The following is a 23082-nucleotide window of genomic DNA, read 5'->3' as shown; positions in this document are numbered from 1 at the left end:
GATGCCAATCCTCCCGAACGCCGATCTGCCGCACCACCCGATGAAACCGCAGCGCCGCCGGATCGGCGAGGCGATCGCCCGGATGCGCGCCGCGGGTGACCACTGGGTGGTCTCGTGGTGAGAAATCCCCCGGCAAGCATGATCGCAGGCCGTGACCGGCCAGGCTGTGTTCCGAGCCGCCCGCCGCAGCGGCTCAATCTTGTTGTCCCGCCGCGTCCGTCAGGGCCGCGGCCGCTTCACCACGCCCCAGGAACGGAGCCACTCCGTGAGCCAGACCCGCGCTCCCGAGCTCATACCCGAGACCGCCGAGCCGCCCGGCCCTCGCCGCCTGCACCACGTCTTCGAGGCCGCCTGTGACCGCACACCGGACGCTGTCGCGCTGGAGTGCGGCGACGTCCACCTCTCCTATCGCGAGCTCGACGAGCGCGCCAACCGCGTCGCCCACCGGTTGCGCGGCATGGGCATCGGGCCCGGCGACCGGGTGGCCATCCTGCTGCGCCGCTCGGTCGAGACGTACGTCGCGCTGCTGGCCGCCGGCAAGGCGGGCGCCGCCTTCGTGCCGATCGACCCGGAGTCGCCGGCCGACCGGGTGGCGTACATCGCCGACGACTCCGCGATCGTCGCGCTGCTCACCGAGCCGGCCCTCGCCGACCGGGCCGCCGGACTGCCCGTGGTCGAGGTAGCGACAGTGGACGGCCCGGACCACCGGCCCGAGCCCGACGGCGCCGACGACCCGGCCGCCTACGTCATCTACACCTCGGGATCCAGCGGCCGCCCCAAGGGTGTCGAGGTCGCGCAGTCGAGCATCTGCAACTTCCTCGACGTCGTCCCCGGCGTCTACGACGTGCGCCCCGGCGACCGCGTGTACCAGGGCATGACGATCGCGTTCGACTTCTCCATCGAGGAGATCTGGCCGACGTGGTCGGTCGGCGCGACGCTGGTGGCCGGGCCGAACGACTCCGGCCGGTTCGGCGCCGAGCTGGCCGACTTCCTCGAGCAGGCCGGGATCACCGTGTTGTACTGCGTGCCGACGCTCCTGGCCACCATCCCGCGCGACCTGCCGCTCATCCGCAGCCTCATGGTCGGCGGCGAGGCCTGCCCCGGCCAGCTCGTCGAGCGGTGGAGCCGCCCGGACCGGCGCATCCTCAACACCTACGGCCCGACCGAGGCGACCGTCACCGCCACCTGGGCCGAGCTGCGGCCCGGCCGGATCGTCACCATCGGCCGGCCGATGCCGACGTACAGCGTCGTCCTGCTCGACGAGCAGCGCCGGCTGGTGCCGGACGGGGAGGTCGGGGAGATCTGCATCGGCGGGCCCGGCGTCGCCCGGGGCTACGTCGGCCGCCCCGAGCTGACCGCCGACCGGTTCGTCGAGCACGCCCTCGCGCCGCCCGGGATGAAGTTGTACCGCACCGGCGACCTCGGCCGCCTCACCGCCGACGGCGAGATCGAGTACCTCGGCCGCGCCGACGCCGAGGTGAAGATCCGCGGCCACCGGGTCGACCTCGGCGAGATCGAGAGCGTCCTGCTGGCCGACGACGGCGTGGCCGAGGCGGTCGTCGCGCTCTCCGAGGCCAAGGAGCTGGCCGCGTACGTCGTCGCGCCCGCCGTCGACCCCGGGCTGGTGCACCGGCTGTTCGACCGGCTGCAGGACAAGCTGCCCGCCTACATGGTCCCGGCCTACCTCGACATCGTCCCCGAGCTGCCCGCCATGCCCAGCGGCAAGGTCGACCGCAAGCGGCTGCCCGCCCCGGTCAGCCGCCGCCCGGTGCGCACCGCCGGCGAGTTCGTCGCCGCCGAGGGCGAGCTGGAGGAGCAGGTGCGCGCCGCCTGGGCCGACGCGTTCGCCATCCCGTCGGAGAAGCTGTCGGTGGAGGCCAACTTCTTCGCCGACCTCGGCGGCCACTCGCTGCTCGCCGCCACGGTCGTCTCGACGCTGCGGGCCCGCAAGGTCGGCGTGAGCCCGGCCGTCCGCGACCTCTACGACCACCCGACCGTGCGGGGCATGGCCAAGCGGCTCGCCGCGACCGGCCGCCGGACGGGCCCCGCCGCCCCGCCGCGGCCGGCCCCGCTGCGCCACGGCAGCCGGCGCATCGCCGCCGCCGGCGCCGGCCAGGGCGCCGTCATGTACCTGTTGCTGCTGCTCGTCACGCTGCCGGTGTCGTACGTCTACACCCGCAACGACGGTCACGTCTCGATGGCGGTGCTGGCCCAGCTCATGGTCGCCATCATGGTGAGCTACCTCGGCGTGCGCTGGATCGTGCCGGTGGTGGTCGCCCGGCCGCTCGCCGCCGGGATCCGGCCCGGGCGGTACCGGTTGTGGGGCCCGACCTACGTCCGGCTGTGGGCGCTGAACCTCTTCCTCGCGATCGGCCCGATGGCCGTGCTCAGCGGCTCTCCGCTCATGGCCGGCTACCTGCGCCTGCTCGGCGCCCGGGTGGGCCGCCGGGCCGCGGTCGCCACCAGCTCGGTCGGCCTGCCCACGCTGCTCGACGTCGGCGCCGACGCCTCGGTCGGCTACGGGGCGTCGATGCGGCCCTGGCGGGTCGAGGACGGCTGGGTCGTCGTCGCCCCGATCAGGCTCGGCCGCGGCGCGTTCGTCGGCGCCAACGCGGTCCTGGAGCCGGGCTCGTCGGTCGGCGACGACGCCGCGCTCGGCGAGCAGTCGGTGCTGGACGCCGGCGAGCGCGTGCCGCCCGGCGCCCGCTGGTCCGGTTCGCCGCCCGGCCCGGTCGAGGCGTTGTCGCCGACGGTCGAGCTGCTGCTGCGCGCCCCGGTGCGGCCGCACGGCTGGAAGATCCGGCACCTCGCCGCCGCCACCGCCGGGCTGGTCGGGCTGGAGCTCGGCGCGATCGCCATGGTCGTGCCCAGCGTGCTGCTGGTGTGGTGGGCGCTGCTGAACTTCGGGCTGCTCGCCGGGCTCCTGGCGACCGTGCCGGCCGGCCCGCTGTACGTGATCACCACCTGTCTCGTCGTGGCGCTCGGCAAGCGCCTGGTGCTGCCGCACGTGCCGCCGGGCGTGCACCCGGCCCGCTCCGGGCTCGGCGTCCGCAAGTGGATGGCCGACAAGCTGCTCGAGTTCAGCCTGCTGTTCACCAACTCGCTGTACTCGACCCTCTACACCGTCCCCTGGCTGCGGCTGCTCGGCGCGCGGGTGGGCCGCGGGGCCGAGGTGTCGACCGCCGCGCACCTCGACCCGGACCTGCTCACGCTCGGCCCGGACAGCTTCGTCGCCGACATGGCCAGCGTCGGCGCGGCCACGTTCGCCAACGGCCGGATGGCGTTCCTGCCCACGACGGTCGGGCGCCGCGCGTTCGTCGGCAACGCCGCGTTCGTGCCCGCCGGGACCCGCCTCGGCGACGGCAGCCTGGTCGGCGTGCGCACCCTGCCGCCCGGCGACGAGGTGCCGGAGGGGACGTCGTGGCTCGGCTCGCCGCCGATGCACCTGCCGGTGCGGCAGAGCAGCGGCAGCTTCTCCGAGGCCGAGACGTTCCGCCCGCCGGCCCGCCTGGTCCGGCACCGGCTCGCGGTCGAGTTCGCCCGGGCCACCGCGCCCGCCTCGCTGCTCGGCCTGAGCGTCTACGTCTACCTGTTCGTGCTGTCCGACCTGGCCCGCGGCCGCGACCTGGCCATTCCGGCGCTGGTGTCGCCGTTCGTGGTGGCGGCCGCCGGACTCGCCGTCATCGCCTACTGCGCGGCCACGAAACGCGGCGTCGTCGGCACCTACGAGCCGCGGGTCGAGCCGCTGTGGAGCCCGTTCGTGCGGCGCACCGAGTTCGTCACCGGCCTCTACGAGGCGGCCGCCGTCCCGGCCGGGCTCGGGATGCTCGTCGGTACGCCGTTCCTGCCGCCGGTGCTGCGCTGGTTCGGCGCTCGGATCGGCCGGCGCACCTGGATCGGCACCACCTACCTCACCGAGTTCGACCTCGTGGACATCGGCGACGACGCCTGCGTCGGTGCGGAGGTGTCCCTGCAGACCCACCTCTTCGAGGACCGCGTCATGAAGATGTCGGTCGTCACCGTCGGCGCCGGCGCCACCGTCGGCACCAGGGCGGTCGTGCTCTACGACGCCGTCGTCGGGCCCGAGGTCTCGCTCGGCTCACTCTCACTGCTCATGAAGGGCGAACACCTGACCGCCGGCAGCCGTTGGCGGGGCATCCCGGCTCAGGGCGTCCTCGTCAGCAGCCCCGGGTGACTGAGCGCGGCGGCCATGAGGGACGTCGTCTGAAAACTATAGGAGGATCGTGAACACCACCCTGCTCGTCAGCGACGCCGAGCACTTCCGGATCGACTACGAGATCAACCCCTACATGCACACCGAGGTCCAGCCGGACCCGCGGGCCGCCGCCGCCGAGCACTTCGCGATCGTCGCGGCGCACCTCACGGCCGGCCGCCGGGTCGAGTACCTCCAGTCCGCGCCCGAGTGCCCCGACATGGTGTTCACCGCCAACGCCGCGCTCGTGCGGGGCGGCCGGGCGGTGCTCGGCTTCCCGCCGCCGGAGCGCAAGGCCGAGACGCCGTACTTCTACGACTGGCTCACCGGCCGCGGCTTCGACGTGATCGACGCCCCGTATCCGTTCAGCGGCCAGGGCGACGCACTCGCCTGCGGCGAGCTGCTGTTCGCCGGCCACGGCCAGCGCACCGACCGGCGCATGCACGACGTCCTGGCCCGGGAGCTGGGGTACAAGATCGTACCGCTGCAGACCGTCTCGCCGCGCTGGTACGACCTCGACCTGGCCGTGGCCGTCGTGGCCCAGCCGGACGTGGTCGCGTACTGCCCGGCGGCCCTGGACCGGGCCAGCCGCGACCGCCTGCGCGACCTCAAGCTGGACCTCATCGAGGTGCACCGCGAGGAGGCGGCCCGGCTGGCGCTGAACCTGGTCAGCGACGGCACGACGGTCACCATGACCCGGGGCGCCCCCCGGCTGGCCGCCGAGCTGCGGGCCCGCGGGCTCAAGGTCGTCGAGCTGGCCACCACCGAGCTGGCCAAGGGCGGCGGTGGCGTGCGCTGCACCGCGTTGACGCTGGACAACCCGTGAGGAGCCGGGCGCTCGTGTACCGCGGGCCGGCCACCCAGCCGGGCTGCGCGGAGGCCGTCGCCGGGCTGCTGCGGGCCAGCCACTGGGGCTTCGACGTGCACTACGTCGGCCCCGGCGAGGAGCTGCCCGTCTCCAGCCTGGCGCTGGCCGGCGCGGCCGTCTACGCCCAGCCCGGCGGCGGCACGCTGGAGCGCGGTTACCGGCACCTGCGCCGGCACCGCGCGGCGATCCGCGAGTACGTCTACAACGGCGGCCGCTACCTCGGCTTCTGCCTCGGCGGCTACCTGGCCGGCGCCACGCCCGGCTTCGGCCTGCTGCCGGGCGACACCGACCAGTACATCGCCTCGCCCGCGGCCACCGTCGCGTCGACCGGCGACACGCTCGTCGAGGTCGCCTGGCGGGGTCGCCGCCGGACGCTGTACTTCCAGGACGGCCCGTACTTCTGGGTCCGGCCGAGCGCCCGCGCGACCGTCGTCGCCACGTATCCCAACGGGACCTCGGCCGCCATCGTCACCCGGTTCGGCCGCGGCTGGGTCGGCGTCGTCGGCCCGCACCCGGAGGCCACCACCGACTGGTTCACCGACGCCGGCCTGCCGACGACCGTCGGCCAGGACCTCGGCCTCGACCTCGTCGACGCGGTGATGCGGCCGTGAAGTCGACGTCCCGGCTCATCGGCGTCGACGCGGCCCGCGGTGTGGCGCTGCTCGGCATGATCACGCTGCACTCGCTGCTGGAGGAGACCGCGTCCGGCCATCCGACCTGGTCGTCGCTGGCCTTCAGCGGCAAGGCCGCGGCGGCGTTCGCCCTGCTGTCGGGCGTCGGCATCACGCTGGCCACCGGCCGGCGGCGGGTCCCGCGGGCCGACGCGCGGGGCGTCGCGGCCCTGCTCGCCACCCGCGCCCTCGGCGTCTTCGCCATCGGGCTGCTGGTGTCGGGGGCGGACAGCGTGCTGAACTCCGTCATCCTGCCGTACTACGGCGTGGTGTTCCTGCTCGCGGTACCGCTCGTGCTGCTGCCGACCTGGGCGCTGTTCTCGACCGGGGCGTTCCTCGCGCTGGTCGCACCGTTCGGCATGTTCCTGCTGCTGCCGCACCTCGCCGAGCCGGCGCTGGGCAACCCGACGCTCGGCCGGCTCGTCGACGACCCGCTCGCGCTGCTGGGCGAGCTGGCGCTGACCGGGTACTACCCGGCGCCGGCCTGGCTGGCGTACATCTGCGTCGGCATGGCGATCGGGCGCATCGACCTGTCCCGCCCGCGCGTCGCCGCCGCGCTGCTGGCCGTCGGCTCGGTCCTCGCCGTGTGGGCCCGCGCGATCCCCACGGTGCTGCTGCACCTCGGCGGCGGCTTCGACGCGATCCACGCGGCGCAGCCGGCCAGCGGCCTGACCCCGGCGGAGACGTCGTACGTGCTGCAGTTCGGCGGCGACGGCGAGGTCCCCACGTCGACGTGGTGGTGGATGGCCGTGGACGGCCCGCACACCGGCACCCCGGCGGACCTGGTCGGCACGATCGGCACCGCGCTCGCCGTGCTCGGCCTGATGCTCCTGCTGGCCGGCACCCGCGCCCGGTCCCTGCTCGTGCCGCTGGCCGCGGCGGGCAGCATGACGCTGACGTTCTACTCGGTGCACGTGCTGTTCCTGAACTCGGACTTCGACACGTACACACCCGTCACCGGCTGCGTCGTCCAGCTCATCGCGGTCGTGCTCATCGCGCTCGCGGTGCGGGCCACGACCGGGCGCGGACCGCTGGAGGCGCTCGTCGGCGGCCTGGCCCGCCGCGCCCGCGCGTTCGCGCTGCGCCCCGCCGCGGTCGCACCGCCCGGCGCGGACGTCGTGCCGGCGGCGCCCGTCGTGCCGGCTCTGCCGGTCGTGCCGGCCGTGCCGCGGGCCCGGCGCCCGGAGCCGGGCAACGGACCGCGCGACCCGCGCCGCCCCGGTGGCCCGGCCCGCTGGGCCCGGCGCTCCGTCCGCCACCGCCTGCGCGCGGGCGTGCCGCCCGACGGTCCACGGGAGCCGCGGCCGGTGCCCCGGCAGGACGGCCCGGCGGAGGGCGGCGGGTGAACCGGCGGCGACTGCTCGCGGCGGCCGGCGGCGCCGGGGTGCTGGCGGCGCTGGGCGGCGGGGCCGGGTACGCGCTGCTGGGGCGGGACCGGCCGCTCGCCCTCGTGTACCGGGGGCCGGCCTCCTGCTCCGGCTGCTCGGAGGCGGTCGCGGCGCTGCTGTCGAAGATGCCGGCCGGCTACCAGGTGCGGTACTGCGGGCCCGGCGAGCACCTGCCGCTGTCGGCGGAGACGCTCGCCGGGGCCGTCGTCTACGCCCAGCCCGGCGGCGGCGAGGTCCGCCAGGCCTGGCGGCGGCTGCGCAACGCCGCCGACGACGTGCGGGCGTTCGTCTCGCGGGGCGGCAGCTACCTCGGGTTCTGCCTCGGCGCGTACCTGGCCGGCAGCGGGGAGGGCTTCGGGCTGCTCGACCGGGTCACCGTCGAGGGCTACATCTACACCAAGGGCGCGTCCGTCCGCGACACCGACGACACGGTCGTCGGCGTGCGCTGGCGGGACCGGCCGCGGCACATGTTCTTCCAGGACGGCGCCACGTTCAGCCTGCAGGCGGGCGCGCCGGCCACCGTCCTGGCGACCTACGAGACCGGCGCGCCGGCCGCGATCGTCGCCACCTACGGGGCCGGCCGGGTCGGGCTGACCGGGCCGCACCCGGAGGCCGACCGCTCGTGGTACGCCGACGCCGGGCTCACCAACCCCGACGGGATCCGCTTCGACCTGGGACAGGACCTGATCGAAAGCACCATGCGCGCCTGAATTGTCGCCTTTAATGGGGTGGCGTGGGGGGTTACCACCTTGGCATCGACTTCGGCACCTCCAGCACCGCGGCGGTGCTGGCCGGGCCCGACGGCCGACGCGCGCCGCTGCTCGTCGAGCCGTCCGCCGTCTGCCTGGACAGCGCGCCGCACCTGACCGCCGGCCACGACGCCGTGTGCGCGGGCCGCGCGCACCCGGACCGCTTCGAGCCGTACCCGAAGCGGGCCGTCGACGCGGGCTCCGTGCTGCTCGGCGGGGTCGAGTGCCCGGTGCGCAACCTCTTCGCCGCGATGCTGTCCCACGTGGCGACCGACGCCCGCCGGGTCGCCGGCCGCCCGATGTCGGGGGTCGCGCTGGCCTGCCCCGCGAGCTGGGAACGCCGCCGGCAGGCGCTGCTGGAGCGGGCCGCGGGGCAGGTCGGGCTGGCCGGGACGCTGCTGGTGCCCGAGCCGGTGGCCACGGCGCTGTACGCCGACGAGGCCGGCCTCCTCGCCGTCCCCGACCAGGGCACGCTCCTCGTCTGCGACGTCGGCGCCGGCTCGTTCGACGCCGCGCTGGTCCGCCGCGACGGGCATTCCTTCACGGTACTGGCGGCCCGTGCGCTGCCCGAGGTGGGCGGCCTGGCCCTGGACGCGGCCGTCGCCGGCCACATCGGGTCGCAGTATGCCGGCCGGACCCCGCCGCGCGCCGCGGCCCTGCTGGAGCCGGCCCGGCTGGCCCGGGAGACGCTGTCGACGGCGGAGCGCACGCTGGTCCCGGTGCCGTGGCACGCGCCGGGGGCCGAGCTGACCCGGGCCGAGTTCGAGTGCCTGGCTCGGCCGCTGCTGAGCCGCGCGATGGCCGCGGTGACGGCGGTGGTGGCCGAGGCGGACGTGACGCTGTCGGCCGTGGTGCTGTCGGGCGGGGTGGCGCGGACCCCGCTCGTGGCGGCCACGGTGGAGCGGGCGCTGGGGCTGTCGCCGGTGGTGCTGTCGGGTCCGGTGGTCGCCGAGGGGGCGCTGCTGGCCGACCCGGGCCTGACGCGCCCGCGCCGCCCGGCTGTGCCTGCGCCGCCGCCCGAACCGGAAGTCTCGCATCCGCAAGAACCGGAAGGTCCGCATCCGCACGAGCCGGAGCCGCCGGAACCCGGGCCGCGACGGCAGCCCGAAACCGGGCCTGAACCCGCTGAACCCGTGGCCGCCGCGCCGGAACCGGCACCCGGGCCGGAGCCGGTGCCGCTCGTTCGGCCCGCGGCGCCCGTGGGCGACGGGCCGGCCGTGGTCGAGCCGGCGGCCTCCGCGCCGGCGCGGTACGTTCGGCGGGCTGTGCGGGTCGGGTCGGTGCCGGTCGTTGACGAGGCCGGCGTTGAGGAGCCGTCGTTCGAGACCATCGCGGTGTCGCCCGCGCCCCGGTTTCCGGCGCCGGCGGTGACGCTGGCCGATGTTTCGCGGGCTCAAAAGGTACACCAGCATAAAAAAGTCCGCAAAGCGCTCACCGCCGCCGGGATCACCCTCGCGGCGTCGGTCGTGGCCGGGGCCGCCGGGGTGCTGGTCGCCCTGCAGCTCACCGGGGCGCTGCCCGAGCGGCCGCTCCAGGTCGGCGAGTGCGTCGCGCAGGATGCCGACGGGGCCAGCCGCGTCGACTGCGGCGCCGGGGGAGCGTTCCAGATCACGCGGCAACTCTCGTGGTCCGAGCCGTGCCCCGACGCCGCCCAGCCGTTCGTCATCCAGGGTCAGGCGCGCTTCTGCCTGGCCCCGGCCCGCGCGACCTAGGGCACGGTCTTCTCGATCGCCGCCGGGCCCAGTTCCTCCAGCTTGCGCCGGCTGCGCTCGACGTACTTCGGCGTCGGGTCGTGGCCCTCCGCCACCGCCAGGTCCTCCGGATCCCAGGGTTGGTCGGCGCCGGTGCGCACCTGGTGCGTGCCCGACCGATCGACGGTGCGCGCCGACGCCGGGATTCCGGAGATGATGGGGTCTTCGTCGGCCATGACGTACCTCCCGTGTCGCCGACAGCAGAAACCAACCCGATGTGGGTACCCCGGTGCGGCGGGCCCTAACGGATCGGGTCCCAGCCGTCGGCGCCGGCCAGGTAGGTCGCGGGCGTCAACGTGGCGGCCTGCTCGGCGGTCAGCTGCGGGCGGTCGGCGGTGACGGCGGCGCCCGCGCCGCGGTTGCGGTACTCGAGGTAGCGGGCCTCCCGCCAGGGCCAGGTGCCGAAGTCGGTCCACGGCGCGGCCTTGATGTGGGCGTCGAGCACCGAGTCGCGCACGACGGTCTGCGCGACGGCGTTCGGGTCGTTGCTCGGGTGCCAGGGCCGGCCGAGGTGGACGGTGCCGGGCGCGGCGGTGCCGGTGAGGCGGCACTCGCTGAAGAGGAAGCCGTACGGGTTGGACAGGCTGGTGCTGGCGGCGGTCACGTAGCCGTTGTTCGTCGCCGAGCCGCGGTCGAGGGAGTGGACGCGGCAGCGGTCGAGCACGGCGGTGGCCCGGCCGAAGACGAAGTCGACGTCGCCCTCGACGTAGCACTTGCGCAGGTACACGCGGTTGACGGTGGCCGCGTCGACGCTGTTGAGGTACAGGGTGTCCTGGTTGCCGAGGAACCGGACGTTGTCGAAGACGATCCGGTCGGCGCGGGTCAGCACGGCCACGGCCTGGTGGCCGGTGAACTCCGGATGCGCCGCCTCGTCGAACGTGTTGGCGAAGGTCAGGTTGCGCGCGCTGAAGCCGGCGCCGGAGACGGTGACGGACGCGCTGCCCGAGGTGCCCCAGGTGCCGCCGTCGGGCTTCGGGGTGCCGTTGGCGCGGTCGTCGCTGATGACGACGGCCGTCGGGTCGGGGCCCTGGCCGCGGAAGACGACGTTCTGCTTGTCGGCCGGGACGATGACCTGCCCGCGGTACACGCCGGGCTTGATCTTGACCGTGAACGGCTCGGCGTTGCCGGCCGGGATCGCGTCGACGGCCGCCTGGATCGACGTGAGGTCGCCGGAGCCGTCGGCCGCGACCGTGAGGTACGGGCCGGGCCAGGCCCGGGCGGCCGCCGGGAGGGCCAGGCCGCCGAGCACGCCGGCCCCGGCCGCGAGCAGGGTTCTGCGCCGCATCGTGCGCTCCTTCGGGTCGCTTCGGGTCGCTTCGGGTCGCTTCGGGTCGCTTCGGGTCTGGTTAGGAAAGCCCTTTCCTCGCCGACCGTAGGGATTGCAACAAAGCATGTCAATGCCTTGCCAGGATGGACCGCTATCGTGCCCTCATGGCGTTTGACGTTGCGCGTGCGCGGGCCGCCTACCCCGCGCTCGACGAGGGTTTCGTGCACTTCGACGGTGCGGCCGGCACGCTGGTCGCCGAGCCGGTCGCCCGGGCCGTGGCCGGCGTGCTGTGCGGCGCGGTCGCCAACCGCACCACCGCGTTCGCGCCGGGCCGCCGGGCCCTGCAGATCCTGGCCGACGCCCGCTCCGCCGTCGCCGACCTGGTCGGCGGCGAGCCCGGCGGCGTCGTGTTCGGCCCCAGCGCGACCGCGCTGACCTACACCGTCGCCCGCGGCCTGGCCCGCACCTGGCGGCCCGGCGACAACGTCGTGGTGTCGCGGCTCGACCACGACGCCAACGTGCGCCCCTGGGTGCAGCTCGCCGAGCAGAACGGCGTCCAGGTGCGCTGGGCCGAGTTCGAGCGCACCACGGGGGCGCTGCCGATCCAGCAGTACCGTGAGATCGTCGACGATCGAACCCGCCTCGTGGCCGTCACCGCGGCCAGCAACGCCATCGGCACCCGTCCGGACGTCGCCGCCGTGGCGGGCATCGCGCACGCCGCCGGCGCGGTGGTCTACGTCGACGGCGTCCACGCCACCCCGCACCTGCCGACCGACGTGGCCGCGCTCGGCGCCGACTTCTACGTCACCAGCGCCTACAAGTGGTCCGGCCCGCACCTGGCGGCCTGCGTCGCCGCGCCGGCCCGGTGGGAGGCGCTCGCCATGGACAAGCTCCGGCCGTCGCCGGACGACCCGCCGGAGCGCTTCGAGCTCGGCACCCCGAGCTGGGAGCTGCTGGCCGGGGTGACCGCCGCGGTCGACTTCCTGGCCGGCCTGGCGCCGGACGCGATCGGTTCCCGCCGCGAGCGCCTCCTGGCGTCGCTCGCGGCCACGCACGAGTACTCCGCCGGCCTGTTCCGCAGGCTCCTCGCCGGCCTGCAGGCCATCCCGGGCGTGACCGTGCTCCCGGCGCCGCCGGACGGCTGCCCGACCGTCTCGTTCCGCGTCGGCGACCAGCACCCGGCGGACACCGCGGCGGCCCTCGGCGAGAAGGGCATCTGCGTGTTCTCCGGCGACTACTACGCGTACGAGTACTTCCAGGCGATGGGGCTGCGCGACACCGGCGGCGGCGTGCGGGCGAGCATCTACCACTACACGACCGCCGAGGAGATCGACCGCCTGCTCGAGGCCGTGGCGGGGATCGCCTGATGGACCGGCAGCGCCTGCTGTCCGGGGTCGCCGCGCGGCTGGAGACGCTCGGCATCGCGGCCGAGTTCGGGCTCCTCGTGCCGTACCAGGACTTCTACGGCTCGTCCCCGGACGGCCCCGGCCGGATGCAGGTCACCGTCGTCGCCGCCCGCCGCACGGTGCCGCCGGGGGAGGGCGGCCTGTCCGCCGACGGCCGGATGTGGGTCCGCGACGTCGACCTGGACTACGAGCTGTCCGGCGACGAGCTCGCGGCCCTGCTGGGCGGCTATCCGATCGACTACCGGCACGCGCGGTACACCGAGACCTGGGTCCGCACGCTCCACGAGCAGCTGCGCGACTGCGCGCCGTGGCGGCTCGCGACGGCGTACCGGGTGTCGCAGCCCGGCAAACCGATCCCGCTCTTCGGCCTGAAGGGCATGAACCACCAGGTCAAGCCGATGGTCGCGCTCGACGCCCCGGACGGCGTGCCCCGCCTGACGATGCACTGGACCGGCAGCAACGCCCGGCTCAGCCGGGCGCTCTGGGAGATCCCGGCGGACCTGCGGGCCGCGCTGCTGTGAAGAAGATGATCGCGATCCTCGTCCGCGTGGCGGCCCCGGTGGTCGCCGCCGTCCTGTACGGCGTCGGCGCCCCGTGGTGGGTGGCCGCCCCGCTGGCGCTCGTGCCCTTGGGTGCCTTGGGCATCGCGACCGGCCACCGCCGCGCCGGCGCGGCGCTCCTCGTGGCCGCCGCCGCGACCGGCCTCTACGGCCTGCACGAGCTGGAGCCGGACCTGCCGCTGTGGATCGCCATCGTCGGCGGGGCGGTGGTCGAGGGCGCGCTGGTCGTGCTGGTCTGGGCGCTCATCCACCGGCTCCGCCGCCCTGGGTTGCGATAGCCTCACGGTGCGTCCGCCCGGTGACCTTCGCGCGGGCGCTCGACCCGGCCACGTACACTGCACCGTCCGGTGTGGACGGTCGCCCGCGCCGACCCGCGTTCGCCGCCCACACCGGCCCTTTGCGCGGGCGCGGCGGTCGTGGCCCCGGGCGGAGCGGGCACGGAATCGTGCGGCACTGGCGAAGGCCGACGGCGTGCGCACGCTGAGGGTCGCCACCGGCGCCGCGGACGTGGGCAACCTCCGCTTCTACCAGCGCCAGGGCTTCCGCATGCGCTCGATCGAGCGCGACGTCTTCACCCCCGCCAACGGCTACCCGGAGGGCATCCTGGTCGACGGCATCGAGCTGCGCGACCGCGTCTGGCTCGACCGCGAGCTGTAGGGCTATGATGTATCTGGAAGATACATCAGGAGGTGGTCGTGGCCCGGTCCAGTCAGACCGACGCCGCCGTGCTCGGCGGGCTCAGCGTGCAGCCGATGTCGGGCTACGCGCTGCGTGAGGCGATCCGTGACGTCCTCGGGCACTTCTGGAGCGAGAGCTTCGGCCAGATCTACCCGACGCTGACCGCGCTGGAGCGGGAAGGGTTCGTCGAGCGCTCCGAGGGCGACCGGGCCGGCTCCAGCACCTTCCACATCACACCGGCCGGCCGGCGGCGGCTGCGTGAGCTGCTGTCCCAGCCGATCCAGGGTGTCCCGCCACGCAACGGACTGCTGCTGCGGTTGTTCTTCGGCCGCACGCTCGGCGCCGAGGCCTGCCGGGAGCTGCTGCGGGACGCCCGCGCCGACGCGGAGCGGAAGCTCGCCGAGCTCGACCGGCTGCTCGCCGAGAACGCGGCCGAGACGGGGCCCGACGCCCCGTTCATGCGCATGACCATCCTGGCCGGCCGGCGCAGTGCCGAGGCCGGCGTCGCCTGGGCCGACGAGTGCCTGAACCTGTTGGAGGAACTGTCATGATCGCGCGGGTGGCGGCGGCCGGGTTCGGCATCATCGCCCTCTTCCAGTTGGCCCTCGCGGCCGGTGCACCGCTCGGCCGGGCCGCCTGGGGCGGGGGGCACGCCGGGCAGCTCCCGGCGAACCTGCGGGTGGCGAGCCTGGTCGCCTTGCTGATCTGGGCGGCGGCCGCGCTGGTGGTGCTGCGCCGGGCCGGCCTGGCGGCGACGGCGCTGCCGGCGGGCGTCGGCACCTGGGGCACCTGGGTGCTGGCCGGCCTGCTGACGCTCGGCGCGCTGATGAACCTCGCGTCGTCGAGCCCCTGGGAACGCTTCGTCTGGGCGCCGTGGGCGGCGACGCTGGCGGCGCTGTGCTTCCTGCTGGCCCGCTCGCCGGCCGCCGCGGCCTGACGGCCCGGGCCCGCTCGCCGGCCGCACCCTGAGCACAGCGCGGCCGGCGTGCGATGAGCCGGGCCGTCAGTTCTTCGGGGCCTCGAAGACCAGCATCGCGTCGGCGGGCGGCGCGCCGTACAGGCTGACGACCGTCTCCTCGGCGAAGCGGCTCTCGTCGGCCACGTTGATGAAGTCGCGGATCGCGGTGCCCGTGCAGTAGGTGTCGGCGAGCGGCGCGCCCTTCTGGGCGAGGACGTCCGGGGCGTGCACCGTGCGGAAGTCGATGCTGTACCGCGCGAGCCCCGACGTGTTCGGGATCGAGCGGTGCAGGTGCGCGCCCGAGAACAGCAGCACCTGGCCCGGGGCGGGCAGCACGACCTGCTCGTTCGGCGGGTTGTGGTCGGTGGCGCCCGGGCGGACCTGGGCCTCCTTCCGCACCGACGCGGCCGTGGACAGGCGGCCCACGTTGTTCGCGTAGTAGTCGAAGTCGCCCGAGTTGTTCGGCACCGGGGCGTTGAAGCGGTCGAGATCGAACGACATCGCGTTGGTCTCGCGCACCGGGAACACCGGCAGCCACCAGTTCAGCTGCTGGTTCGGCGCCGAATACCACACGTCGCGGTGCCACGGGAACGCGAACGCCACGCCCGTGGTGAGGTGGCCGACGGGGAACGCCGTGCGCGGCTTCGGCACATCGTAGTGCGTCTCCGTGGCGTCGAAGCCGGTCTCCTCGATGATGTTGCGGACCAGCTTCTTGGACCGCTCGTCGTGGATGAACCGCGGCTTCCAGCCGCCGAGGATCTTCGCCATCTCCTCGGGGCTGAAGTGCTCGTGGGCGTGTAACGGGTCGTGCGGCGCGAACAGGTCGGTGAGCTGCGCACGCGCGTGCTCGACCAGCTGGGCGACCGAAGGTAGCCGGGTCATCACCAGCAGGTGTCCGTCGTAGAGCCGCTGGCGTAGCTCGTCGCCGGATGCTTGTAAGTCGACATGGACGGCCATGACGAATCCTCCCGTTTATGTCAGACGTTCCCTCGCGCACCGTACTCCTAGCTGCCGACTCGGGTGGTGCCACCGCCGGACGTTCGGCCGAACGGCCCATGTGCCGACCTGTGAAGATCGGCGTTGGCAAATGGTGGCAAGCGATTGTCGTGGCCTGAGCGGCTTCGCTAGCGTCCCGTGCATATCCGCTAGCGGTGCGTGATGTCGAACGATCCCGCCAGATCCCGACCCCACCACAGGAGAAGCCATGCTCCGAAGAGCCCTGGTCGCCGTGACCCTGTTGTTCACCGGCACCGTCGCCCTGCTGGGTGCGACGGCCGGCGCCGCGGGTGCTGCCTGCGGTACCACCAATGTCGCCCAAGGGAAGACGGCCACCGCGTCGTCGAACGAGAACGGCAGCCTCGTGCCCGCCAAAGCGGTCGACGGCGACGTGAACACCCGCTGGTCGAGCCAGTTCAGCGACCCGCAGTGGCTGCAGGTCGACCTCGGTGCCACGACGGAGATCTGCCAGGTCGTCATCACCTGGCAGAACTCGTACGCCCGCGCGTTCAGCCTCGAGGTGTCGCCGACCGGCGCCGCCGGCAGCTGGACGCCGATCTACTCCACGACGACGAGCGCGGGCGGCACGCAGACGCTCGCGGTGAGCGGATCCGGCCGGTACATCCGCATGTACGGCACCCAGCGTGCCACCCGCTACGGGTACTCCATCAAGGAGTTCGCGGTCTACAGCGGCACGCCGACGACGCCGGAGTGCCCGCCCGCCAGCACCGACCTCGGGCCGAACGTCATCGTCTTCGACCCGTCGATGTCCGCCTCCGCCATCCAGGCGCGCGCCGACCAGGTGTTCGCCGAGATGGAGTCCAACCAGTTCGGCTCGCAGCGCTACGCCCTGGCGTTCAAGCCCGGGACGTACAGCGGGATCAACGTCAACACCGGCTTCTACACGTCGGTGCTCGGCCTCGGCCGCAACGTCGACGACGTGACCATCAACGGCGACGTCACCGTGGACGCCGGTTGGTTCGGCGGCAACGCCACGCAGAACTTCTGGCGCTCGATCGAGAACCTGGCGATCGTGCCCAGCGTCGCGAACAACGGCGACCGGTGGGCGGTCGCGCAGGCCGCCCCGATGCGCCGGGTGCACATCCGCGGCAAGCTCAACCTCGCGCCCAACGGCTACGGCTGGGCGAGCGGCGGCTACATCGCCGACAGCGTGATCGACGGCAGCGTCGGGCCGTACTCGCAGCAGCAGTGGTACACCCGGGACAGCCGCGTCGGCGGCTGGGTCAACGGCGTGTGGAACATGGTGTTCTCCGGCGTGCAGGGCGCACCGGCCGACGCGTTCCCGGACCCGCCGTACACGACCCTCGCCACGACGCCGGTCATCCGGGAGAAGCCGTACCTGTACCTCGACGGCAACACCTACAGCGTGCTCGTCCCGAACCTGCGCACGAACGCGGCCGGCACGACCTGGCAGGGCGGCCCGACGCCCGGCACGTCCATCCCGATCAGCAGCTTCTACGTCGTGCGCCCGGGCGCGACCGCGGCCACGATCAACGCCGCGCTCGCGTGCGGCCGGCACCTGCTGTTCACGCCCGGCGTCTACCACCTGGACCAGACGCTCAACGTCACCAACCCGGACACCGTCGTGCTCGGCATCGGCTACCCGACCCTGATCCCGGACAACGGCGTCGAGGCCATGCGCGTCGCCGACGTCGACGGCGTGAAGGTGGCCGGTCTCCTGTTCGACGCCGGACCGGTCAACTCCGCTGCCCTCCTGACCGTCGGCACGGCGGGTGCCTCGTCGAGTCACGCCGCCAACCCGATCACGATCCAGGACGCCTTCTTCCGCATCGGCGGCGCAGGCCCCGGCAAGGCGACCAACAGCCTGATCGTGAACAGTCGCAACACGATCATCGACCACATCTGGGCCTGGCGCGCCGACCATGGCTCGGGCGTCGGCTGGACGACGAACACCGCAGATCACGGCCTCGTCGTCAACGGCGACGACGTCAGCGCCTACGGCCTCTTCGTCGAGCACTACCAGCAGGACCAGGTGATCTGGAACGGTCAGCGCGGCCGGACGATCTTCTTCCAGAACGAGATGCCCTACGACCCGCCGAGCCAGTCCGGGTGGCGCACCGGGGCCCGTGGCTACGCGGCGTACAAGGTCGCCGACACGGTGACGTCGCACGAGGCGTGGGGGATGGGCAGCTACTGCAACTTCACGACCGACCCGACGATCGTCGCCGAGCACGGTTTCGAGACGCCGGTGAACCCGAACGTGCGCTTCCACCACCTGCTCACGGTGTCGCTCGGCGGCAAGGGGACGATCGCCCACGTCGTCAACGACACCGGCGGCCCGGCGCAGGGGCAGCAGACGGTGCCCGTCAAGGTGGTCAGTTATCCGTAGCCGAGGTTTGACAACACCGAAGTATCGACGTACAACTCTGTGAGAGCGCTCTCAGAACGCTCGCCCGGGACGGCCGCCACCGTCCCGGGCGAGCCGTCCGCCGCATCCGGTCACGGATCCCGTCCCGTGGACGGTGCGCCCGTCGCGCAGCACGTGGGGTGGTGGCGCGGCGGGCGCACCATGGACGGCGTGAAGACCATCGGGGGACTTCGTGTCGGGTCGTCCGCGCTCGAGGTGCTCGGGCTGCGGACGGCAGTTGTCTTGGGAGCGGCGGCGACCGCCGGCGGCCTGAGCCTGCTCGCACTGCCGTGGTTCGTGGCGGCCCTCGTCGCCCTGGTCGCCGGCGGGGCCGCCGCCTGGTTCGCGGTCGACCGGATACCCGAGGAGTTGCCGGGCCGGTTGGGGCGGCGGTACCGGATGTGGCTGGCCCTGCGCGACGGTGGCCGCACCGACGCGGTCTGGGCCGACCACGCCGCGATCGTGGACACCTTCCGCGACACGGACCCGGCCCGCTACGAGCGCTGCCTGCGACTGGCCGCCGCCGAGGGCAGCGTGCCCGCCTACACCCGCCTGGCCGGCCGGCTGACCCCGGACGCCTTGGCCCCGGTCCGCGAGCTGGCACTGTCGACCGGCGCGGCCGGCTTCCTGTTCGCGCTCGCGCGCCACGACGAGTCGCAGCAGCGGCACGCCGAGGCGCTGGTATTCGCGGAGGCCGCCCTCGACCGCGACCCGTCCCACGCGCGGGCCGTGCTGCTGGCGGCCCGGATGCACGCGGCCCTCGGGGACCCGGCCGCCGCGATGGCGCTGTACAACCGGACGATCCTGCTCGACCTGAGCTCGCTGGGCGCGCTCGACCGCCCGGCCCTCGCCGAGCACCTCTGGCGGGCCGACCGCCTCGACGACGCCGAGCTGGTGCTGCGCGACCACCTCGCGGCCGGGCCGCACAGCTCGTTCCCGCTGGGCCGCCTGCTGGCCGTGCGGGGCCGCGAGGACGAGGCGGTGGCGACCGCGATCGCCCACTACGAGCGCTGGAGGAACCCGGCACTCGCCGTCGCGGTGCACGAGCTGCTGCGCTGGCTCGGCCGCGAGGAGGAGGCCGCCGCGTGGCCGGCGCCGTACCGCCTCCGCGGCCAGGCGTCGGCATCCGGCGGCCAGGCGTCCGCATCATCCGGCGGCCAGCCCTACGGCAGCCACCTGTGGGACGGCACCGACCCCGACCCGTTCAACCAGTTCACCGCCGAGAGCACCGACTGGAATCTCGGCTCATAGTCGACGAGGGCCTGGGTGCCGAGCACGATCGCGAGGGCCAGGCGGTCGGCGCCCACCCGCCATCATGATCACGGACGTTTGTGTGTCGCCGGCGACCCAGAAACGTCCGCGATCATGCTCGACCCCGACCGCCACGCGGCGCGTGCCGGTTGTCCGCGATCATGCTCGACCCCGACCGCCACGCGGCGCGTGCCGGCACTCGCGCGCGGGGAGGCGGTCGGTCCGGTCACGTCAGGTGCGCGCCGGCTCCTCGGCACGGACGGCCGGGACCGGTGCCGGCGGGCGGGTCCGGCCGCGGCGGCCGGGCCACCAGGCCCCGTGCGACAGGAGCGTCATCGTGGCCGGCACCAGGAGCATGCGGACCAGCGTCGCGTCCAGGACGATGGCGACGACCAGGCCGACGCCGATCTCCTTGATGGGGGCGAAGCCGCCCACCAGGAACCCGGCGAACACGACCACCAGCAGGAGCGCGGCCGAGGTGACGATCCGGCCGGTCTGCTGCAGGCCGGTGGCCACGGAGGCCCGCGCGTCGCCGGTCTCCAGGTAACGTTCGCGGATCCGGGCCAGCAGGAACACCTCGTAGTCGACCGACAGGCCGAACGCGATCGCCGCCACGAGCACCGGGACCGTGAGGTCCACCGCGTCGAGCTGCTCGGAGCCGAGCCACGTCGCCAGGTGGCCCTGCTGGAACACCAGGACCACGACGCCCAGCGCCGCCCCGATGCTCAGGACGCTGGTCAGCACCGCCTTGAGGGGCAGCAGCACCGACCGGGTGAACGCGGCCAGCAGGGCGAACGTCGCCGCGAACACGACGAGCGCGGCCCACGGCCCGTAGGGCGACAGCATCGAGCGGTAGTCCACCAGCCGGGCCACGTCGCCCGCCACCAGCACCTCGAACGGCGCCGGCACCGCGCGCACCGCCTCCAGCGTCGCCCGGCCCTCGGCGGTCCACGGCTCGTGCCGCGGCGTCGCCCGCACCACGCTCACCGTCGCGGACACCGGCACCACCTTGGCCGAGGCCACCCCGGGCACCGCCCGCACCCGGTCGGCGAACGCCGCCAGCGCCGGGTCGCCGGCCCCGGACCGGGCGACGGCCGCGATGACGTCGGGCCCGGTCAGCTCGGGGAAGTGGGCGGCCAGCGCGTCGTATTGCTGGCGGGTCTGCGTCGAGGCCGGCAACGCCCGCGCGTCGCTGTTCGCCAGCCGCAGCTGCAGCGACGGCACGGCCAAGGCCAGCATCGCGACCGCCGTCACCAGCGTGGTGAGGACCGGCCGGCGCTGCACCGCCGCGGCGAGCCGGGCGAAGAGGCCGGAGTCCGCCGCCGGCGCCGCCGGCTTGATCCGCTGGCCGGCGAGCGCCAGGATCGCCGGCAGGAGCGACAGCACGGCGAGCATGTTCACCAGCACCACCCCGGCGCCGGCGAGACCCATCGAGCGCAGGAACGCGTCCGGGAACACCGCCAGCCCGAGCAGGCTCGCCGCCACGGTCAGCCCGGTGACCGCGATCGTCCGCCCGGCCCGCTCGACCGCCCGGCCCAGCGCCTCGGGGACCGAGGACGTGACCGCCCGCTCCGTGCGGAACCGGCTGATGAGCAGCAGCCCGTAGTCGACGGCGAGCCCGACGCTCAGCATCGTCACCACCTGGATGGCGTAGACGGAGACGTCGGTGACGAAGCTGAACAGGTACAGCAGGCCGAACGTGCCGCCGATCCCGGCGACCGCGACCACGAGCGGCATCGCGCCCGCGAGCAGCCCGCCGAAGACCAGGACCAGCAGGATGAGCACCACCGGCAGCGTGATCAGCTCGGCGCGCTGGACGTCGGACTGGGCCTGTGCGCCGAACTCCAGGTTGGTCAGCGGCCCGCCGGCGACGCTCACCCGCTCGCGGTCGACCGAGCGGAGCCGCTCGGCGACGGCGTCCGCCTGCGCCTCCGTGGCCCCGGGCGCGAGGACCACGTCGTGCAGCACCGCCTGCCCGTCGCCGGACGGCAGCGCCGGCCCGACCTCGACGACGCCGGGCAGGGCGGCCACCTCGGCGAACGCCGCCGTGGTGGCCACCCCGCCGACCGCGACCACGGTGAGGTGCTGGGGCTGCGGCCCGGCGTCGTCGCGCAGCTCGATCGCGCGCTCGTTCTCGCTGCCGGGCACGGTCGCGACGTCGGCCGTGAGCTTCGCGAAGACCCCGGTGCCGACGCCGAGGCCCACGCCGACGACGGCGACCCAGAAGACGATGACGAGCACCGGCCGGCGCAGCGCCAGTTGTGTGAGGACCCGAAACATGCGGTCGATGCTCGTCTGCCGGACCCCCGTCAGACATCCCCGGCAGGAGCGGTCAATCCCCTAGCTCCTGAGAGCGACGACCCTTAGCTCGCGAGAGCGACGGGTGGCGCTACCGGGTGTCGCCGGGGTGGTCGACGATCGCCGATGCCGTGTAGATGCGCTGCACGTGCAGCTCGCCGTTGCGGGTGACGTCCGGGTTGCCGTGCTCGTCGATGTTCGTGTGGTCGGCGACCGCCACCAGCCGCTCGCCGATGAGCGCGTACGTCTCCCGGTCGAAGAGCAGCTCCTCGGCGAGGTACCCCTCGAGGACCTGGCCCAGGCCGATCGCGGGGCGGCCGTCGATGTTCACCGCGTCCGGGTTGAGCCGCACACCGTCGCGCCGGGCCAGCGCCCGGAACAGCGCCGCCTCGACGGCCGGTGGCAGCACGTACTGGCCGGGGATCCGGGGAAGGTCCACGCCGTAGTTGCGCGGCGTCCGGTCCCAGGCCAGCCACTTGTCGGCAGTGGTGAGCCGAGCCAGCTCGGCGTAGTCCAGCCGGCTCCAGTAGGCGCCGTCGCCCTGCCGCTCGATGACCAGCCGGCCGTTCTCGGTGCGGGCCCAGATCTGCGCGTCGACCCGGTGCCACTCGCGCCGCACCACGTTGCGGGCCACGTCGAGGCGCAGGTGCCCGTTCGGGTCGTCGCGCTCGATCTCCGGCGGGTTGCGCAGCTCCTGCGTCTCCTTGTACATGAACTGGTCCGGTCGCGGGTTCCGCCACGGCTTCCGGCCGGCCGCCCAGGCGGCGTTCTCCAGCACCTCGGCCGCGTTGGCCGGCCGCGGGAACGGCAGCGGGCCGCCGCCGTCGGGGCTGCCGAGGTTCTCCACCGCCACCCCGGCCACGACGGCCGCCGCGGCGACCGCCCCGGTCAGGCCGGCCCGCAGCACCCACCGCCGCGACCGGCGCCGCGGGGCCGCCGGCGCCATCCGGTCGAGCAGGGCGACCCGCGCCCGGTCCCGCGCCGCGTCCGGCGGCGTCGCGTCCGGCCCGAAGGCCTCGCGCAGCATCGTCATCTCGTCCATCATTCGTTCTCCTCGACCTCGAGATCCAGTGCGCGCCGCATCGCCTGCCGCGCCCGGTGCAGCCGCGACCGGGCGGTGCCGGCCGGGATGCCCAGCGCCTCGGCGGCCTCCTGCTGGTTGAGCCCGGCCCACGCGACGAGCAGCAGCACGTCGCGGTCGGCCAGGGGCAGCCGGGCCAGCGCCGCGGCGAGCCGCCCCCGCGCGACCGCCGCGTCGACCCGCCCGGCGACCAACTCGTCCGGCGGGTCGGCCGGCCCCTCGGCGGCCGCGCGGGCCAGCAGCCTCAGCCGCCGGGACTCGGCCCGGCCGTGCCGCATGACGAGGTTCGACACGATGCCGAACAGCCACGGCCGCGCGTCGGCGCGGGCCGTGTCGTATTTGTCCCGCCGGTCGAACGCCACCAGGAACGTCTCCGACGCCAAGTCCTCGGCCAGATCCGGTCCGAGCCGCCGCGCCGCGTAGGCGTAGATCGCCGCGTAGTGCCGGTCGAACAGGACCGCGAAATGCTCCGGGGCCCGGCCCGCCGCGGCGATGACGTCCGCGTCGGACGGTGTCAACACCACCAAGTCCATCTCCTCGCTTCTGACGACCACACCA

General features: G+C 74.2%; 20 protein-coding genes. 14 read left to right on the top strand and 6 right to left on the bottom strand.

The window, feature by feature from the left end; translation table 11 throughout:
• Positions 1 to 265: 265 nt before the first annotated feature.
• From IEZ31_RS40825 to IEZ31_RS40800, 6 genes are read left to right on the top strand one after another with little or no spacing between them, the layout of a single operon-like run.
• Positions 266 to 4195 (top strand): Pls/PosA family non-ribosomal peptide synthetase, encoded by a 3930-nt coding sequence (locus IEZ31_RS40825; RefSeq protein ID WP_229836444.1) that lies wholly within the window; start codon positions 266 to 268, stop codon positions 4193 to 4195.
• Positions 4196 to 4244: 49 nt separating this feature from the next.
• Complete coding sequence (locus IEZ31_RS40820; protein ID WP_190255474.1) at positions 4245 to 5039, top strand: dimethylarginine dimethylaminohydrolase family protein; 795 nt, start codon at positions 4245 to 4247, stop codon at positions 5037 to 5039.
• Complete coding sequence (locus IEZ31_RS40815; protein WP_229836442.1) at positions 5036 to 5692, top strand: BPL-N domain-containing protein; 657 nt, start codon at positions 5036 to 5038, stop codon at positions 5690 to 5692. Before IEZ31_RS40820 ends, IEZ31_RS40815 begins: the two co-directional genes overlap by 4 nt.
• Positions 5689 to 7098 carry a heparan-alpha-glucosaminide N-acetyltransferase domain-containing protein gene (locus IEZ31_RS40810; protein WP_190255473.1) on the top strand — a complete coding sequence of 470 codons (1410 nt, stop codon included), beginning with the start codon at positions 5689 to 5691 and terminating at the stop codon, positions 7096 to 7098. Before IEZ31_RS40815 ends, IEZ31_RS40810 begins: the two co-directional genes overlap by 4 nt.
• Positions 7095 to 7850 carry a BPL-N domain-containing protein gene (locus tag IEZ31_RS40805; RefSeq protein ID WP_229836440.1) on the top strand — a complete coding sequence of 252 codons (756 nt, stop codon included), beginning with the start codon at positions 7095 to 7097 and terminating at the stop codon, positions 7848 to 7850. The genes IEZ31_RS40810 and IEZ31_RS40805 overlap by 4 nt, the downstream gene beginning before the upstream one ends.
• A gap of 23 nt (positions 7851 to 7873) precedes the next feature.
• Positions 7874 to 9601, top strand: a complete 1728-nt coding sequence (locus IEZ31_RS40800) for an Hsp70 family protein (protein WP_190255472.1) — start codon at positions 7874 to 7876, stop codon at positions 9599 to 9601.
• On the opposite strand, the gene IEZ31_RS40795 is transcribed toward IEZ31_RS40800, so the two are convergent.
• Both IEZ31_RS40795 and IEZ31_RS40790 read right to left on the bottom strand, forming a co-directional pair.
• On the bottom strand, positions 9598 to 9816 hold the full coding sequence (locus IEZ31_RS40795; RefSeq protein WP_229836452.1) for a hypothetical protein: 219 nt from the start codon (positions 9814 to 9816) through the stop codon (positions 9598 to 9600). The genes IEZ31_RS40800 and IEZ31_RS40795 overlap by 4 nt on opposite strands.
• Positions 9817 to 9881: 65 nt before the next feature.
• Positions 9882 to 10925: a pectinesterase family protein gene (locus IEZ31_RS40790; RefSeq protein WP_190255471.1), complete on the bottom strand. Its 1044-nt coding sequence runs from the start codon at positions 10923 to 10925 to the stop codon at positions 9882 to 9884.
• A gap of 146 nt (positions 10926 to 11071) precedes the next feature.
• Here IEZ31_RS40790 and IEZ31_RS40785 point away from each other — a divergent pair, with 146 nt between their 5' ends.
• The 6 genes from IEZ31_RS40785 (at position 11072) to IEZ31_RS40760 (ending at position 14488) form a co-directional block, all read left to right on the top strand.
• The gene (locus IEZ31_RS40785; protein ID WP_190255470.1) at positions 11072 to 12274 is read left to right on the top strand and encodes a cysteine desulfurase-like protein; all 1203 of its coding nucleotides are present in this window, start codon (positions 11072 to 11074) and stop codon (positions 12272 to 12274) included.
• Positions 12274 to 12834, top strand: a complete 561-nt coding sequence (locus IEZ31_RS40780) for a hypothetical protein (RefSeq protein WP_190255469.1) — start codon at positions 12274 to 12276, stop codon at positions 12832 to 12834. Before IEZ31_RS40785 ends, IEZ31_RS40780 begins: the two co-directional genes overlap by 1 nt.
• Positions 12835 to 12839: 5 nt before the next feature.
• On the top strand, positions 12840 to 13151 hold the full coding sequence (locus IEZ31_RS40775; RefSeq protein WP_190255468.1) for a hypothetical protein: 312 nt from the start codon (positions 12840 to 12842) through the stop codon (positions 13149 to 13151).
• 193 nt (positions 13152 to 13344) lie between these two features.
• Positions 13345 to 13530 (top strand): hypothetical protein, encoded by a 186-nt coding sequence (locus tag IEZ31_RS40770; protein ID WP_190255467.1) that lies wholly within the window; start codon positions 13345 to 13347, stop codon positions 13528 to 13530.
• A 38-nt stretch (positions 13531 to 13568) separates the two neighbouring features.
• Positions 13569 to 14102 carry a PadR family transcriptional regulator gene (locus tag IEZ31_RS40765; protein ID WP_190255466.1) on the top strand — a complete coding sequence of 178 codons (534 nt, stop codon included), beginning with the start codon at positions 13569 to 13571 and terminating at the stop codon, positions 14100 to 14102.
• On the top strand, positions 14099 to 14488 hold the full coding sequence (locus tag IEZ31_RS40760) for a hypothetical protein (protein WP_190255465.1): 390 nt from the start codon (positions 14099 to 14101) through the stop codon (positions 14486 to 14488). The genes IEZ31_RS40765 and IEZ31_RS40760 overlap by 4 nt, the downstream gene beginning before the upstream one ends.
• Before the next feature lie 66 nt (positions 14489 to 14554).
• Here IEZ31_RS40760 and IEZ31_RS40755 read toward each other — a convergent pair whose 3' ends face one another.
• Positions 14555 to 15466: a phytanoyl-CoA dioxygenase family protein gene (locus tag IEZ31_RS40755; RefSeq protein ID WP_190255464.1), complete on the bottom strand. Its 912-nt coding sequence runs from the start codon at positions 15464 to 15466 to the stop codon at positions 14555 to 14557.
• 247 nt (positions 15467 to 15713) lie between these two features.
• Between IEZ31_RS40755 and IEZ31_RS40750 the strand changes: the two genes are divergently transcribed.
• A complete protein-coding gene (locus IEZ31_RS40750; protein ID WP_190255463.1) occupies positions 15714 to 17876 on the top strand; it encodes a discoidin domain-containing protein in 2163 nt (720 codons plus the stop codon).
• 126 nt (positions 17877 to 18002) lie between these two features.
• Entirely contained in the window at positions 18003 to 19145 is a 1143-nt protein-coding gene (locus IEZ31_RS40745) for a tetratricopeptide repeat protein (protein ID WP_190255462.1), read from the top strand.
• 231 nt (positions 19146 to 19376) lie between these two features.
• Here the strand turns inward: IEZ31_RS40745 and IEZ31_RS40740 are convergent, their stop codons facing one another.
• The 3 genes from IEZ31_RS40740 to IEZ31_RS40730 form a co-directional block, all read right to left on the bottom strand.
• Entirely contained in the window at positions 19377 to 21425 is a 2049-nt protein-coding gene (locus tag IEZ31_RS40740) for an MMPL family transporter (RefSeq protein ID WP_190255461.1), read from the bottom strand.
• Between the two features lie 109 nt (positions 21426 to 21534).
• Complete coding sequence (locus tag IEZ31_RS40735) at positions 21535 to 22488, bottom strand: CU044_5270 family protein (protein WP_190255460.1); 954 nt, start codon at positions 22486 to 22488, stop codon at positions 21535 to 21537.
• Positions 22485 to 23057 carry an RNA polymerase sigma factor gene (locus IEZ31_RS40730; protein ID WP_190255459.1) on the bottom strand — a complete coding sequence of 191 codons (573 nt, stop codon included), beginning with the start codon at positions 23055 to 23057 and terminating at the stop codon, positions 22485 to 22487. The genes IEZ31_RS40735 and IEZ31_RS40730 overlap by 4 nt, the downstream gene beginning before the upstream one ends.
• Positions 23058 to 23082: the final 25 nt, after the last annotated feature.

The organism is Dactylosporangium sucinum, from assembly GCF_014647515.1.
GTDB classification, from domain to species: Bacteria; Actinomycetota; Actinomycetes; order Mycobacteriales; family Micromonosporaceae; genus Dactylosporangium; species Dactylosporangium sucinum.
The sequence above is the reverse complement of the archived record's forward strand: the minus strand, read 5'-3'. Positions and strand labels throughout refer to the sequence as shown.